Here is a 14,155-nt window from a genome sequence, read left to right as displayed (position 1 = left end):
CGCCGATTAACCCTGTGGGAGCGAGCTTGCTCGCGAAAGCGGTGGGTCAGCCAACATTGATGTTGAATCTGACTCCGTCATCGCGAGCAAGCTCGCTCCCACAGGTACGGTGTTTTTCAGTCGACGAATAGGTCAGTCATGAGATTTTCGCTGCTGTCGGGCGCGAACCGATAGTGTTCGAACTCGGTTACGCCGTGTTCCCGCAAAATTTCCTCATCAATCAACAAGCGCCCGGTCAGGCTGCGGTTTGCGCTGCTCAGAATCACATGCGCCGCATCCGCCATGATCGCAGGCGTGCGTGCATGCTTGAACGATTCCCTCGACCCCAGCTGAAACTCGATGGCGGCGGTGGCAATCATCGTCTGTGGCCACAGCGAGTTGACGCTGATCCCGTAATTCCTGAATTCCTCACTCATACCCAGGGTCAGCATGCTCATGCCGTACTTGGTGACGGTGTACGGGCTGTACTGGGCGAACCATTTGGTGGCCAGGTTCAGCGGCGGGGACAGATTGAGGATATGTCCGCCGGACTTCTTCAAATATGGCAGGGCAGCCTGGCTGCACAGCAATACGGCGCGGGTGTTGATCTGGTGCATCAGGTCAAAGCGCTTGAGTTCAATGTGCTGAACCCCGGTCAGCTTGATCGCCCCGGCGTTGTTGATCAGTGCATCGATACTGCCGAAATGTTCGTTGGCCTGGGCCAGCGCCTGACGTACGGCATCCTCTTCACGTACATCCACCTGCAAGGCCAGTGCCTTGCCGCCTGCCGCTTCCACTTCCTGCGCCACGCTGAAAATCGTGCCCGGCAGCTTGGGGTGGGGTTCGGCGCTTTTGGCGGCGATCACAATGTTGGCGCCATCGCGCGCGGCCCGCAGCGCAATCTCGCGGCCGATCCCACGGCTGGCGCCGGTGATGAACAGGGTTTTGCCTTGCAATGACATGCTGACGCTCCTGATTGTTGTTATGTGAGCGGGTCGGCTCGACAAACAATGTAGACGAAGTCTTCAGGTGCGAACGATGAGGGGCGACTGGATTGGATTCTGTGGGAGCGGGCTTGCTCGCGAATACGGTGGGTCAGTTACCGCAGATGCTGAATGTACTACCGCTTTCGCGAGCAAGCCCGCTCCCACAGGGGGGGCGGTGTAAACCAGAGTTTTAGTGGGACATCACTTCACGAATGTCTTTCGCCAGTTCCCGCACACGCTCTTCCTCGGTATCCCACGAGCACATGAAGCGTGCGCCACCATTGCCGATGAAGGTGTAGAAACGCCAGCCCCTGGCGGTCAGCGCGGCGATGGCCGGTTCCGACAGTTGCAGGAACACGCCGTTGGCCTGCACCGGGAACATCAGTTCCACGCCAGGAATGTCGCTGACCAGCTCGGCCAGCAATTGCGCGCAGTGGTTGGCGTGGCGGGCGTATTTGAGCCAGGCGTCGTTTTCCAGGATTCCGACCCAGGGTGCCGACAGAAAGCGCATCTTCGAAGCCAGTTGCCCGGCCTGTTTGCAGCGGTAATCGAAGTCTTCGGCCAGTTTGTGGTTGAAGAACAGGATCGCCTCGCCCACCGCCATGCCGTTCTTGGTGCCGCCGAAGCACAACACGTCGACGCCGGCCTTCCAGGTCAGGTCGGCCGGGGTGCAGCCGAGGAATGCGCAGGCGTTGGAGAAGCGTGCGCCGTCCATGTGCAGGTTCAGGCCCAGTTCCTTGCAGGTGGCGCTGATGGCACGGATTTCGTCCGGGGTGTAGACGCTGCCGACTTCGGTGGCCTGGGTCAGGGTGACGACGCGGGGTTTTGGGTAATGGATGTCCTGGCGCTTGAGCGCGACCTCGCGGATCGATTCCGGAGTCAACTTGCCGTTTTCAGTGCGGGCGATCAGCAGTTTGGAACCGTTGGAGAAGAATTCCGGGGCGCCGCATTCATCGGTTTCGACGTGGGCGGTTTCCGAGCAGATCACGCTGTGGTAACTCTGACACAGCGACGACAGCGCCAGCGAGTTGGCGGCGGTGCCGTTGAAGGCGAAAAACACTTCACAGTCGGTTTCAAACAGTTTGCGGAAATCGTCGGAGGCGCGGGCGGTCCACTCGTCGTCGCCGTAGGCGCGCTGGTGGCCGTGGTTGGCCTGTTCCATGGCGGCCCAGGCTTCAGGGCAGATGCCGGAATAGTTGTCGCTGGCGAATTGTTGGCTCTTGTCGGTCATGGCCTGCTTCCGTGGTCGAGATGCCTATGGTGAAGCGTCCCGTGGTCAATGAGGGTGCGCACTGTACCCAAGATCGTCAGGTGGAGCGCACAGGATGTCGCTGTCGGGAAAATACAGTGTCGAAGGGCAATTATGCACGTGACAATGCACAAAACCATGCACAAGGCCATGCACTTAAAGCAGCGCGACGGGGCACTGGATCTGCTCAAGTGGCTGGCGCTTTTGAGCATGGTGCTCGATCACCTGCGATATGTCGGTTATTCCGTCGATCTGTTGTATGTGCCTGGGCGCCTGGCGTTTCCGTGGTTCTGTCTGGCGATGGCGGCCAACCTGGCGCGCGTGCGGGCTCCGACGACCGGCGGCCAGTGGCGCTATCTGGGTTGGTTGTTGCTGTTTAGCGCGGTGAGTGAAATTCCTTATCGAATGTACATTCCCAATCCCGACACGCTCAATGTGTTGCCAACCCTTGCCCTGGGTCTGCTGGTGGCCCGTGGCTGGCAGCAGCCGGTGCTTGCATCGCGACTGCTGGCGGCGGTTGCGTTGCTGCTGGCGGCGTTGTTCTCCCAGCGATTGATGTTCGGTTTCTTTGGCGTCCTGTTGCCGCTGGCGATGCTGCTGGTACTGCAGCGGCCCTGGTATTTCGCACTATTGACGGGGTTGGTCTGTCTGGCGGCCAATCAGTGGCAGGTGCTGTACCACGCCGCTCGCCTGGGCAATATCGCGGCGATTCCGGCCATCGTCACTTGTCTGATTGCGCCATGGCTCGGGCTGTTCTTGTTGCGACATGCAAAGGGCGTAAAACCACCGCCGATGCGGCGTTGGGCGTATGCGCTGTATCCCGTGCATTTCCTCGTGTTGCTCGCAGTGCGACAGGCCATCGCCTGACCTGTGGGAGCGAGCTTGCTCGCGATGGCGGCGGGTCAGCCGACATCAATGTTGAATGTGATGCCGCTATCGCGAGCAAGCTCGCTCCCACAGGGGATCTGCGCTGGATCGACGGTCGTGTTTGGCCTGCCATTTCTTCCCATGTCGTAAACGCACCTTTGCGTGGCGTCCATAGGCATTTGACCACTCGAAGCCGGTCATACCATCGCTATCAAAGGGCACTGCCGAAAAGCCAGTGCCTCACCGAGACGAATGGCGCACCGCCGCCGCTGGGAGAGACGCGATGTTCAGCAAGCAAGACCAGATCCAGGGTTACGACGATGCACTGCTGGCGGCGATGAATGCCGAGGAGCAACGTCAGGAAGATCACATCGAGCTGATCGCGTCGGAGAACTACACCAGCAAGCGCGTCATGGAAGCGCAAGGCAGCGGCCTGACCAACAAATACGCCGAAGGCTATCCGGGCAAGCGCTACTACGGTGGCTGCGAGCACGTGGACAAGGTTGAAGCCCTGGCCATCGAACGCGCCAAGCAACTGTTCGGCGCCGATTACGCCAACGTCCAGCCGCATTCCGGTTCCTCGGCCAACAGCGCCGTATACCTGGCCCTGCTGCAAGCCGGCGACACCATTCTCGGCATGAGCCTGGCCCACGGCGGTCACCTGACCCACGGCGCCAAAGTGTCGTCCTCGGGCAAGCTGTACAACGCCGTTCAGTACGGCATCGACACCAAGACCGGTCTGATCGATTACGACGAAGTCGAGCGCCTGGCTGTCGAGTGCAAGCCGAAGATGATCGTTGCCGGCTTCTCGGCCTACTCCAAGACCCTCGACTTCCCGCGCTTCCGCCAGATCGCCGACAAGGTTGGTGCGCTGCTGTTCGTCGACATGGCCCACGTTGCCGGTCTGGTCGCTGCCGGCCTGTACCCGAACCCGCTGCCTTACGCCGACGTGGTCACCACCACTACCCACAAGACCCTGCGCGGTCCGCGTGGCGGCCTGATCCTGGCTAAGGCCAACGAAGAAATCGAGAAGAAGCTCAACGCCGCGGTATTCCCCGGCGCCCAGGGCGGCCCGCTGATGCACGTGATCGCCGGTAAGGCGGTGTGCTTCAAGGAAGCGCTGGAGCCAGGCTTCAAGGCTTATCAGCAACAAGTGATCGACAACGCCCAGGCCATGGCCGGCGTATTTATCAAACGCGGCTACGATGTAGTGTCCGGCGGTACCGACAACCACCTGTTCCTGGTCAGCCTGATCCGTCAGGGTCTGACCGGCAAAGAGGCGGATGCCGCCCTCGGTCGCGCCCACATCACTGTGAACAAGAACGCTGTCCCGAATGATCCACAGTCGCCGTTCGTCACCTCCGGCCTGCGTATCGGCACCCCGGCGGTGACCACGCGCGGCTTCAAGGTGACCCAGTGCGTCACGCTGGCCGGCTGGATCTGCGACATCCTCGACAACCTCGGCGACGCCGATGTCGAGGCCAATGTCGCCCAGCAGGTATCGGCCCTGTGCGCGGACTTCCCGGTTTATCGCTGAGTGCGGTTTTGGAGTAAATGACTATGCAACGCTACTCGGGCTTCGGCCTCTTCAAACACTCTCTCAGCCATCATGAAAACTGGCAGAAAATGTGGCGCACGCCGACCCCTAAAAAGGTCTACGACGTGGTCATCGTCGGCGGTGGCGGGCATGGTCTGGCCACGGCTTACTACCTGGCCAAGGAACACGGCATCACCAACGTGGCCGTGGTCGAGAAAGGCTGGCTGGGCGGCGGTAACACCGCGCGCAACACCACCATCGTGCGTTCCAACTACCTGTGGGACGAGTCGGCGCACCTGTATGAACACGCGATGAAACTGTGGGAAGGCCTGTCCCAGGACCTCAACTACAACGTGATGTTCTCCCAGCGCGGCGTCTACAACCTGTGCCACACCCTGCAGGACATCCGTGATTCCGAGCGTCGGGTAAGCGCCAACCGCCTCAACGGCGTGGATGGTGAACTGCTCGATGCCAAGCAAGTGGCTGACGAGATTCCGTACCTCGACTGCTCGAAAAACACCCGCTACCCGGTGATGGGCGCGACCGTCCAGCGTCGCGGCGGCGTGGCCCGTCACGATGCCGTGGCCTGGGGCTTTGCCCGTGCCGCCGACGCCCTTGGCGTGGACCTGATCCAGCAGACCGAAGTGATCGGTTTCCGCAAGGAAAACGGCGTGTGCATCGGCGTTGAAACCAACAAGGGCTTCATCGGCGCCAAGCGCGTCGGCGTGGTCACGGCCGGTAACTCCGGGCACATGGCCAAGCTCGCCGGTTTCCGCCTGCCGATCGAATCCCACCCGCTGCAAGCGCTGGTGTCCGAGCCGATCAAGCCGATTATCGACAGCGTGATCATGTCCAACGCCGTGCACGGCTACATCAGCCAATCCGACAAGGGCGACCTGGTGATCGGCGCCGGTATCGACGGCTACAACGGCTACGGCCAGCGTGGTTCGTACCCGGTGATCGAGCACACCATCCAGGCCATCGTCGAGATGTTCCCGGTGTTGTCCCGCGTACGCATGAACCGTCAGTGGGGCGGCATCGTCGACACCACGCCGGATGCTTGCCCGATCATTTCGAAAACCCCGGTACCGAACATGTTCTTCAACTGCGGTTGGGGCACCGGCGGCTTCAAGGCCACACCTGGCTCGGGCAACGTGTTTGCCGCAAGCCTGGCCAAGGGTGAAATGCACCCATTGGCCGCACCTTTCTCCATCGACCGTTTCCACAACGGTGCGTTGATCGATGAACACGGCGCTGCTGCGGTCGCCCACTAACAGGAGAAATCCCCATGTTGCATATCTTCTGTCCTCACTGCGGCGAACTGCGCTCCGAAGAGGAATTCCATGCATCCGGCCAGGCGCACATCCCGCGTCCACTGGATCCGAACAGCTGCACCGACGAGGAGTGGGGCGACTACATGTTCTTCCGCGATAACCCGCGCGGTCTGCATCACGAGCTGTGGGATCACGTCGCCGGTTGCCGCCAGTACTTCAACGTCACCCGCGACACCGTGACCTACGAGATTCTCGAAACCTACAAGATCGGCACCAAGCCACAATTCACCGACAAGACCGATAGCCCGAAAGCGGCCAGCACGGCTCTGGGAGAGAAGGTATGAGCCAGATCAATCGCCTGTCCAACGGCGGACGGATCGACCGCAACAAAGTCTTGACCTTCACCTTCAACGGCCAGAACTACAAAGGCTTCGAAGGCGATTCCCTGGCCGCTGCACTGCTGGCCAACGGCGTTGACATCATCGGTCGCAGCTTCAAGTATTCCCGTCCGCGCGGCATCTTCGCCGCCGGTGCTGAAGAGCCAAACGCGGTGCTGCAGATCGGCGCCACCGAAGCCACGCAGATCCCGAACGTGCGTGCTACGCAACAGGCGCTGTATCAAGGCCTGGTCGCCACCAGCACCAACGGCTGGCCGAGCGTGAACAACGACATGATGGGGATTCTCGGCAAGGTCGGCGGCAAGCTGATGCCGCCGGGCTTCTACTACAAAACCTTCATGTACCCGCAATCGTTCTGGATGACTTACGAGAAGTACATCCGCAAGGCTGCCGGCCTGGGCCGCTCGCCGACCGAGAACGATCCGGACACCTACGACTACATGAACCAGCACTGCGACGTGCTGATCGTCGGCGCCGGCCCTGCCGGTCTGGCTGCTGCACTGGCGGCTGCGCGCAGCGGTGCCCGCGTGATCCTCGCCGATGAGCAGGAAGAGTTCGGCGGAAGCCTGCTCGATTCCCGCGAAAGCCTCGACGGCAAGCCGGCGATGGAGTGGGTGGCCAGCGTCATCGACGAACTGAAGAACACCCCGGACGTGCTGCTGTTGCCGCGCGCCACGGTCAACGGCTACCACGACCATAACTTCCTGACCATTCACGAGCGCCTGACCGATCACCTCGGCGACCGCGCCCCGATTGGCCAGGTGCGTCAGCGCATCCACCGGGTTCGTGCCAAGCGTGTGGTGCTGGCGACCGGCGCTCACGAGCGTCCACTGGTCTACGGCAATAACGACGTGCCGGGCAACATGCTCGCTGGCGCCATCTCGACCTACGTGCGTCGTTACGGCGTGGCACCGGGCAAGAAGCTGGTGCTGTCGACCAACAACGACCACGCCTACCGCGTTGCCCTGGACTGGCTCGATGCCAGCCTGCAAGTGGTGGCCATCGCCGACGCCCGCAGCAACCCGCGTGGTGCGCTGGTGGAAGAGGCTCGCGCCAAAGGCATCCGCATCCTCACCGGCAGCGCCGTGATCGAGGCCCGTGGCAGCAAGCGCGTGACCGCTGCCCGTGTGGCCGCCATCGATGTCAAGGCGCACACCGTGACCAGCCCTGGCGAATGGCTTGAATGCGACGTGGTGGCCAGCTCCGGTGGCTACAGCCCGGTGGTTCACCTGGCTTCGCACCTGGGTGGCAAGCCGATCTGGCGCGAAGACATCCTCGGTTTCGTACCGGGCGAAGCACCGCAGAAACGCGTGTGCGTCGGTGGCATCAACGGTGTCTACGGCCTTGGCGATTCCCTGGCCGACGGTTTTGAAGGTGGTGCCCGCGCCGCTGCCGAAGCCGGGTTCCAGACTGTCGAAGGCTTGTTGCCGAAAGCCCTGAGCCGTCTCGAGGAGCCGACCCTGGCGCTGTTCCAGGTACCGCACGAAAAGAACACCGCACGGGCGCCGAAGCAATTCGTCGATCTGCAGAACGACGTCACCGCCGCCGCCATCGAACTGGCGACCCGCGAGGGCTTCGAGTCGGTCGAGCACGTCAAGCGCTACACCGCGCTGGGCTTCGGCACCGATCAGGGCAAGCTCGGCAACGTCAACGGCCTGGCCATCGCTGCCCGCTCGCTGAACGTGACCATCCCGCAGATGGGCACCACCATGTTCCGTCCGAACTACACGCCGGTGACCTTCGGCGCCGTGGCCGGTCGTCACTGTGGGCACATTTTCGAGCCGGTGCGTTACACCGCGCTGCATCAATGGCACCTGAAAAACGGCGCCGAATTCGAAGACGTCGGCCAGTGGAAACGTCCTTGGTATTTCCCGAAATCCGGTGAAGACCTGCATGCCGCGGTGAAACGCGAATGCAAAGCCGTGCGCGACAGCGTCGGCCTGCTCGATGCTTCGACCCTGGGCAAGATCGACATCCAGGGCCCGGATGCGCGCGAGTTCCTCAACCGCGTCTACACCAATGCGTGGACCAAGCTCGATGTGGGCAAGGCGCGTTACGGCCTGATGTGCAAAGAAGACGGCATGGTGTTCGACGACGGCGTGACGGCTTGCCTTGCCGACAACCATTTCGTCATGACCACCACCACCGGCGGTGCGGCACGCGTGCTGCAGTGGCTGGAGCTGTACCACCAGACCGAATGGCCGGACATGAAGGTGTACTTCACCTCCGTCACCGACCACTGGGCGACCATGACCCTGTCCGGGCCGAACAGCCGCAAGCTGCTCAGCGAAGTCACCGACATCGACTTGAGCAGCGAAGCCTTCCCGTTCATGACCTGGAAAGAAGGCCTGGTCGGCGGTGTGCCGGCGCGGGTGTTCCGGATTTCGTTTACCGGTGAACTGTCGTACGAAGTCAACGTGCAAGCCGACTACGCCATGGGCGTACTGGAAAAAATCGTCGACGCTGGCAAGAAGTACAACCTGACGCCATATGGCACCGAAACCATGCACGTGCTGCGGGCCGAGAAGGGCTTCATCATCGTCGGTCAGGACACTGACAGCTCGATGACCCCGGACGACCTGAATATGGGCTGGTGTGTCGGTCGCACCAAACCGTTCTCGTGGATCGGCTGGCGTGGCATGAACCGCGAAGACTGCGTGCGTGATCAGCGCAAACAGCTGGTTGGCCTGAAGCCGATCGATCCGACCAAATGGCTGCCGGAAGGTGCGCAACTGGTGTTCAACACCAAGCAAGCGATTCCGATGACCATGGTGGGTCACGTGACTTCCAGTTACCTGCACAACTCCCTGGGCTATTCGTTCGCCATGGGCGTGGTCAAGGGCGGGTTGCAGCGGATGGGCGAGCGAGTGTTCGCACCGCTGGCCGATGGCAGCGTGATCGAGGCGGAAATCGTTTCTTCGGTGTTCTTCGATCCGAAGGGTGAACGCCAGAACGTTTAAATGGCCTCGGGTCCTGTGGGCGCGCCGTGAAACCGCGTCGTCTGCATCGCGAGCAAGCTCGCTCCCACAGGATGGAAGTCGCCAGAAAAATTTGTGCCAGGCATCAGTCCACTGTGGGAGCGAGCTTGCTCGCGATGGCGATAGAGCAGCCACCACAAGGGCCGGAACCAACAGAATTCAGAACAGGTGCTTTATGACCGCAGCCAATGTTTACCAACAACGCCCAACCTCCGGGGCCAAGGCCGAGTCGTCGTTGCATCATGCCGACCTCGCCAGCCTGGTGGGCAAGGGCCGCAAGAACGCCGGTGTGACCGTGCGTGAGAAAAAACTCCTCGGTCACCTGACCATCCGTGGCGATGGTCACGATGCCGCGTTTGCCGCAGGCGTGCACAAGGCCCTGGGCATTGAATTGCCAGGCGCGCTGAGCGTCATCGTCAAAGGCGAGACCAGTTTGCAATGGATGGGACCGGATGAGTGGCTGCTGATCGTGCCGACCGGTGAAGAGTTCGCCGCCGAGCAAAAACTGCGCGAAGCACTGGGCGATCTGCACATTGCAATCGTCAACGTCAGCGGCGGCCAGCAACTCCTCGAACTCAGCGGCCCGAACGTGCGTCAGGTGCTGATGAAGTCCACCAGCTATGACGTGCACCCGAACAACTTCCCGGTGGGTAAAGCTGTCGGCACGGTGTTCGCCAAGTCGCAACTGATGATTCGTCACACCGCCGAAGACACTTGGGAACTGCTGATTCGCCGCAGCTTCTCGGATTACTGGTGGTTGTGGTTGCAGGATGCGTCTGCCGAATACGGGCTGAGCGTCCAGGCCTGATCACCACCGTCGCTGTAGGAGCGAGCCTGCTCGCGATGGACGTCAAGGCAACGCGTTGAATCAGAAAGTACGCGTCATCGTTGGCCTCCATCGCGAGCAGGGCTCGCTCCTACAGTAGGCATCCACCGATTTCACAGGAGTCACCGCACCATGAGCCGCGCCCCAGACACATGGATTCTGACCGCCGACTGCCCCAGTGTGCTCGGCACCGTGGACGCGGTGACCCGCTTTCTGTTCGAGCAGGGCTGCTACGTCACTGAACACCATTCCTTCGATGACCGGCTTTCGGGCCGTTTTTTTATTCGCGTGGAATTTCGCCAACCCGATGGTTTCGACGAACAGTCGTTCCGCGCGGGTCTGGCCGAGCGTGGCGAAGCCTTCGGCATGATCTTCGAGCTGACTGCGCCGAACTATCGGCCAAAAGTGGTGATCATGGTCTCCAAGGCCGATCACTGCCTCAACGACTTGCTCTATCGCCAACGCATCGGCCAGTTGTCGATGGACGTGGCGGCCGTAGTTTCCAACCACCCGGACCTCAAGCCACTGGCCGACTGGCACCAGATTCCGTACTACCACTTCCCGCTGGATCCGAACGACAAGCCGTCCCAGGAACGTCAGGTATGGCAGGTCATTGAAGAGTCCGGTGCGGAACTGGTGATCCTTGCGCGCTACATGCAAGTGCTGTCGCCGGAGTTGTGCCGCAAGCTCGATGGCAAGGCGATCAACATCCACCACTCCCTGCTGCCCGGATTCAAGGGCGCCAAGCCCTATCACCAGGCCTACAACAAGGGCGTGAAACTGGTGGGCGCCACGGCGCATTACATCAACAACGACCTGGATGAAGGTCCGATCATAGCCCAGGGTGTGGAGGCGGTGGATCACAGCCATTACCCCGAGGATCTGATCGCCAAGGGGCGGGATATCGAAGGGTTGACGCTGGCGCGGGCCGTTGGATATCACATCGAAAGAAGAGTGTTTTTGAACGCCAACAGAACGGTCGTTCTCTAGATTCTTGGGGCCGCTTCGCAGCCCATCGCGTGCAAGCTCGCTCCCACAGGTTTTGTGTTGTTCACAGATCTTGTGTCCACCCCCGATCCACTGTGGGAGCGAGCTTGCTCCGGGCGGCGTTCCGACGATGGGGCCCTGACAAGCAACACAAGACACACAGGCAATAACCCGAGCACTTAACGCGCTGCCTGCCTGGGCAACGCGGTTCCATAAAAACAACAGCGAGGTGAAAGCATGTCTGGCAATCGTGGTGTGGTGTATCTCGGCGCTGGCAAGGTCGAAGTGCAGAAGATTGACTATCCGAAAATGCAGGACCCGCGTGGCAGGAAGATAAACCACGCTGTCATCCTGCGTGTGGTGTCCACCAACATCTGTGGTTCCGACCAGCACATGGTGCGCGGTCGTACCACGGCGCAAACCGGCCTGGTGCTGGGCCACGAGATCACCGGTGAAGTGATCGAGAAGGGCAGTGACGTCGAAAACCTTCAAATCGGCGACCTGGTCTCGGTACCGTTCAACGTGGCTTGCGGGCGCTGCCGTTCCTGCAAGGAAATGCACACCGGCGTGTGCCTGAGCGTCAACCCTGCGCGTCCGGGCGGTGCCTACGGTTACGTCGACATGGGCGACTGGACCGGTGGCCAGGCGGAATACGCCATGGTGCCGTACGCCGACTTCAACCTGCTGAAACTGCCGGATCGCGATCGGGCAATGGAAAAAATCCGCGACCTGACCTGCCTCTCCGACATCCTGCCAACCGGTTACCACGGCGCAGTGACTGCCGGCGTTGGCCCGGGCAGCACTGTGTATATCGCTGGCGCCGGCCCGGTTGGTCTGGCCGCTGCCGCTTCGGCTCGCCTGCTGGGTGCTGCCGTGGTGATCGTCGGTGACGTCAACACCATCCGCCTGGCCCACGCCAAGGCCCAGGGTTTCGAAATCGCCGACCTGTCCCTGGACACGCCGCTGCATGAACAGATCGCCGCACTGCTGGGCGAGCCGGAAGTGGATTGCGCCATCGACGCCGTAGGCTTCGAAGCCCGTGGCCATGGCCATGACGGCGTGAAACACGAAGCCCCGGCCACCGTACTCAACTCGCTGATGGGCGTGGTGCGTGTAGCCGGCAAGATCGGTATCCCCGGCCTGTACGTCACCGAAGACCCGGGCGCTGTCGACGCTGCCGCGAAAATGGGCAGCCTGAGCATTCGCTTCGGTCTGGGCTGGGCGAAATCCCACAGCTTCCACACCGGCCAGACCCCGGTGATGAAGTACAACCGCCAGCTGATGCAGGCAATCATGTGGGACCGCATCAACATCGCCGAAGTGGTAGGCGTTCAGGTGATCAGCCTGGATCAGGCTCCGCAGGGTTATGGCGAGTTCGATGCCGGCGTGCCGAAGAAGTTTGTGATCGATCCGCACAAGATGTTCAGTGCGGCGTAAGGGCGGTAGCTAAAAACCCAGAAGCTGCGCCTTCCTTGTAGCAGCTGCCGAAGGCTGCGTCCGGCTGCGCAGCAGTCGTAAATCCGGTTTGCACGATATATCTGAGGTATCGCGAATTCGGATTTTACGACTGCTGCGCAGCCGGACGCAGGCTACGCCAGCTGCTACAGATTGCGTTGTGGCTTAACTGATCGGCATTAGGCGACTGAGGTCGCCTTTCTTTTTGCTTTCAAATCGCATGCAATCTATGTGGGAGCAAGCTCACTCCCACAGGTTTTGTGTCTGTCATTGGTTTTGAGTGAGGCTTTAGAGTGCCGCCAATGCCCCTTGGTACAGCACCGGCCCCGTCGGCTGCCCGGTCGGCGAGCCGCCCTTCGGTTCAAGGCTGACCGCCAGCGCAATCGGCTTGCCGATCAGCGCTTTCTGCGTCTCGCTCAATTCGACCTTGCCTTTGCCTCCAGTCGGAATCACGCCGAGGGAGATCGGCTTGCCGTCCGCCGGAATCGCCCACAACTCCAGACTTTGCCCGGGTTCGACAGCCGCCAGCGTCAGCGGCTCGACTTGCAGGTAATTCTCGTGGGCCTGTACGCGCATCGCGGGTTGCGCGTCGGCGTTGACCAGTGTGGCGCTGTAACGGGCGTCGTCGGGGAGGTAGAGCACGCCGAGAGTCACTGCGATCAGCAGCGAGCAAACCGCCACCGTTACTCGCAGCCAATTCCAGAACGGACGCTTCTCTGGCACGTGCAGCACTTGCGGTTCGATCCGCGCGGTAATGCCTTGCCAGACGCGATCCGGCACCGGCTGCTCCGGCAGGGCATCGGTCAGGCTGAGCAGGCTTTCCTGCCACTGTGCCAGTTCCGCGCGCAAGGCCGCGTCTTCCAGCAACAGCTGTTCGAAACGCCGGCGCGCGGTGGCGGGCATCAGACCAATGGCATAGTCGGCGGCGAGGGCGCGGCGCAGGGTCGGGGTTCGATAGTTCATGATTCAAGGCACCTGCGCAGACGCTCCATGCCGCGGCGGATCCAGGACTTCACCGAGCCCAGCGGCGCGGCCAGGTGTTCGGCCAGTTCGGAGCACGACAGTCCCTGGAAATAGGCGACGGTGATCGACTGGCGCTGCATGCCTTCGAGGCTGTCCAGGCACCGGTTCAGGGCGTTGGCCTCGCGGGCGCTGGCCAGTTGCTCGTGGACCGATGGGCTTTCATCCACGAGCATCTGTTCTTGGAGATCGCTCAATGGCCGATCGCGGTGTTTGCGTAACTGGTCGATGGCCTGATGACGGGTGATGTTGATCATCCAGGTCAAAGGCGCCGACAAATGCGCTTCGTAGCGCGATGCATTGTTCCAGATGCGCACGAAACTCTCTTGCAGTACCTCTTCGGCCAGGTCCGGCCGGCCCATGAAGCGCAACGCTACCCCGTGCAGGCGCGGGCCGACACTGCGGTACAGCGTCTCGAAGGCGCGGCGGTCGCCCAGTGAACACTGGGCCAGCAGTTGCCTGAGCTGATCGGCGTCGGCGATGGGAATAGCGGTTCTCCCGGAAAGCGGAGCAGGGGGCCGGTTGCAGGCAGAGGTTAGTTCACGGCGCGCAGTTGTTCCATTCACGGCGAACACCTCGGGCGGACCGCCGCCCCCGAT

General features: G+C 61.5%; 12 protein-coding genes. 8 read left to right on the top strand and 4 right to left on the bottom strand.

Annotated elements, in window-relative coordinates:
* Positions 1-116: 116 nt before the first annotated feature.
* Together ACEN8Z_RS00600 and ACEN8Z_RS00595 are read right to left on the bottom strand one after the other, a co-directional pair.
* On the bottom strand, positions 117-941 hold the full coding sequence (locus tag ACEN8Z_RS00600) for an SDR family oxidoreductase (RefSeq protein ID WP_495596466.1): 825 nt from the start codon (positions 939-941) through the stop codon (positions 117-119).
* A 214-nt stretch (positions 942-1,155) separates the two neighbouring features.
* Positions 1,156-2,196 carry a threonine aldolase family protein gene (locus ACEN8Z_RS00595; protein WP_495596465.1) on the bottom strand — a complete coding sequence of 347 codons (1,041 nt, stop codon included), beginning with the start codon at positions 2,194-2,196 and terminating at the stop codon, positions 1,156-1,158.
* 168 nt (positions 2,197-2,364) lie between these two features.
* On the opposite strand from ACEN8Z_RS00595, the gene ACEN8Z_RS00590 reads away from it, so the two are divergent.
* The 8 genes from ACEN8Z_RS00590 to fdhA all read left to right on the top strand — a co-directional run bounded on the left by ACEN8Z_RS00590 (position 2,365) and on the right by fdhA (position 12,518).
* Entirely contained in the window at positions 2,365-3,081 is a 717-nt protein-coding gene (locus tag ACEN8Z_RS00590) for a TraX family protein (protein ID WP_495596464.1), read from the top strand.
* Between the two features lie 283 nt (positions 3,082-3,364).
* The gene (glyA, locus tag ACEN8Z_RS00585; protein WP_007994427.1) at positions 3,365-4,618 is read left to right on the top strand and encodes a serine hydroxymethyltransferase; all 1,254 of its coding nucleotides are present in this window, start codon (positions 3,365-3,367) and stop codon (positions 4,616-4,618) included.
* 23 nt (positions 4,619-4,641) lie between these two features.
* The gene (locus tag ACEN8Z_RS00580) at positions 4,642-5,892 is read left to right on the top strand and encodes a sarcosine oxidase subunit beta (RefSeq protein WP_007947735.1); all 1,251 of its coding nucleotides are present in this window, start codon (positions 4,642-4,644) and stop codon (positions 5,890-5,892) included.
* Between the two features lie 14 nt (positions 5,893-5,906).
* Complete coding sequence (locus tag ACEN8Z_RS00575; protein WP_007980417.1) at positions 5,907-6,236, top strand: sarcosine oxidase subunit delta; 330 nt, start codon at positions 5,907-5,909, stop codon at positions 6,234-6,236.
* Positions 6,233-9,250, top strand: coding sequence for a sarcosine oxidase subunit alpha (locus tag ACEN8Z_RS00570; RefSeq protein WP_495596463.1), 3,018 nt, complete (start codon positions 6,233-6,235; stop codon positions 9,248-9,250). The genes ACEN8Z_RS00575 and ACEN8Z_RS00570 overlap by 4 nt, the downstream gene beginning before the upstream one ends.
* A 193-nt stretch (positions 9,251-9,443) precedes the next feature.
* On the top strand, positions 9,444-10,076 hold the full coding sequence (locus ACEN8Z_RS00565; RefSeq protein ID WP_102674521.1) for a sarcosine oxidase subunit gamma: 633 nt from the start codon (positions 9,444-9,446) through the stop codon (positions 10,074-10,076).
* A gap of 150 nt (positions 10,077-10,226) precedes the next feature.
* A complete protein-coding gene (purU, locus tag ACEN8Z_RS00560) occupies positions 10,227-11,084 on the top strand; it encodes a formyltetrahydrofolate deformylase (RefSeq protein WP_007981374.1) in 858 nt (285 codons plus the stop codon).
* Between the two features lie 234 nt (positions 11,085-11,318).
* Positions 11,319-12,518, top strand: coding sequence for a formaldehyde dehydrogenase, glutathione-independent (gene fdhA, locus ACEN8Z_RS00555; RefSeq protein ID WP_008048199.1), 1,200 nt, complete (start codon positions 11,319-11,321; stop codon positions 12,516-12,518).
* A 306-nt stretch (positions 12,519-12,824) separates the two neighbouring features.
* On the opposite strand, the gene ACEN8Z_RS00550 is transcribed toward fdhA, so the two are convergent.
* Both ACEN8Z_RS00550 and ACEN8Z_RS00545 read right to left on the bottom strand, forming a co-directional pair.
* Complete coding sequence (locus tag ACEN8Z_RS00550) at positions 12,825-13,499, bottom strand: anti-sigma factor (protein ID WP_495596462.1); 675 nt, start codon at positions 13,497-13,499, stop codon at positions 12,825-12,827.
* Positions 13,496-14,122: a sigma-70 family RNA polymerase sigma factor gene (locus ACEN8Z_RS00545; protein ID WP_495596461.1), complete on the bottom strand. Its 627-nt coding sequence runs from the start codon at positions 14,120-14,122 to the stop codon at positions 13,496-13,498. Before ACEN8Z_RS00545 ends, ACEN8Z_RS00550 begins: the two co-directional genes overlap by 4 nt.
* Between the last annotated feature and the right edge of the window lie 33 nt (positions 14,123-14,155).

Source organism: Pseudomonas sp. Pseusp10, assembly GCF_059492225.1.
The sequence above is the reverse complement of the archived record's forward strand: the minus strand, read 5'-3'. Positions and strand labels throughout refer to the sequence as shown.

Coding starts and splice junctions, on each gene's coding strand:
- ACEN8Z_RS00565 (WP_102674521.1), top strand. CDS start 9,444: ATGACCGCAGCCAATGTTTACCAACAACGCCCAACCTCCGGGGCCAAG.
- ACEN8Z_RS00600 (WP_495596466.1), bottom strand. CDS start 941: ATGTCATTGCAAGGCAAAACCCTGTTCATCACCGGCGCCAGCCGTGGG.
- glyA (WP_007994427.1), top strand. CDS start 3,365: ATGTTCAGCAAGCAAGACCAGATCCAGGGTTACGACGATGCACTGCTG.
- purU (WP_007981374.1), top strand. CDS start 10,227: ATGAGCCGCGCCCCAGACACATGGATTCTGACCGCCGACTGCCCCAGT.
- fdhA (WP_008048199.1), top strand. CDS start 11,319: ATGTCTGGCAATCGTGGTGTGGTGTATCTCGGCGCTGGCAAGGTCGAA.
- ACEN8Z_RS00580 (WP_007947735.1), top strand. CDS start 4,642: ATGCAACGCTACTCGGGCTTCGGCCTCTTCAAACACTCTCTCAGCCAT.
- ACEN8Z_RS00590 (WP_495596464.1), top strand. CDS start 2,365: ATGCACTTAAAGCAGCGCGACGGGGCACTGGATCTGCTCAAGTGGCTG.
- ACEN8Z_RS00550 (WP_495596462.1), bottom strand. CDS start 13,499: ATGAACTATCGAACCCCGACCCTGCGCCGCGCCCTCGCCGCCGACTAT.
- ACEN8Z_RS00570 (WP_495596463.1), top strand. CDS start 6,233: ATGAGCCAGATCAATCGCCTGTCCAACGGCGGACGGATCGACCGCAAC.
- ACEN8Z_RS00595 (WP_495596465.1), bottom strand. CDS start 2,196: ATGACCGACAAGAGCCAACAATTCGCCAGCGACAACTATTCCGGCATC.
- ACEN8Z_RS00575 (WP_007980417.1), top strand. CDS start 5,907: ATGTTGCATATCTTCTGTCCTCACTGCGGCGAACTGCGCTCCGAAGAG.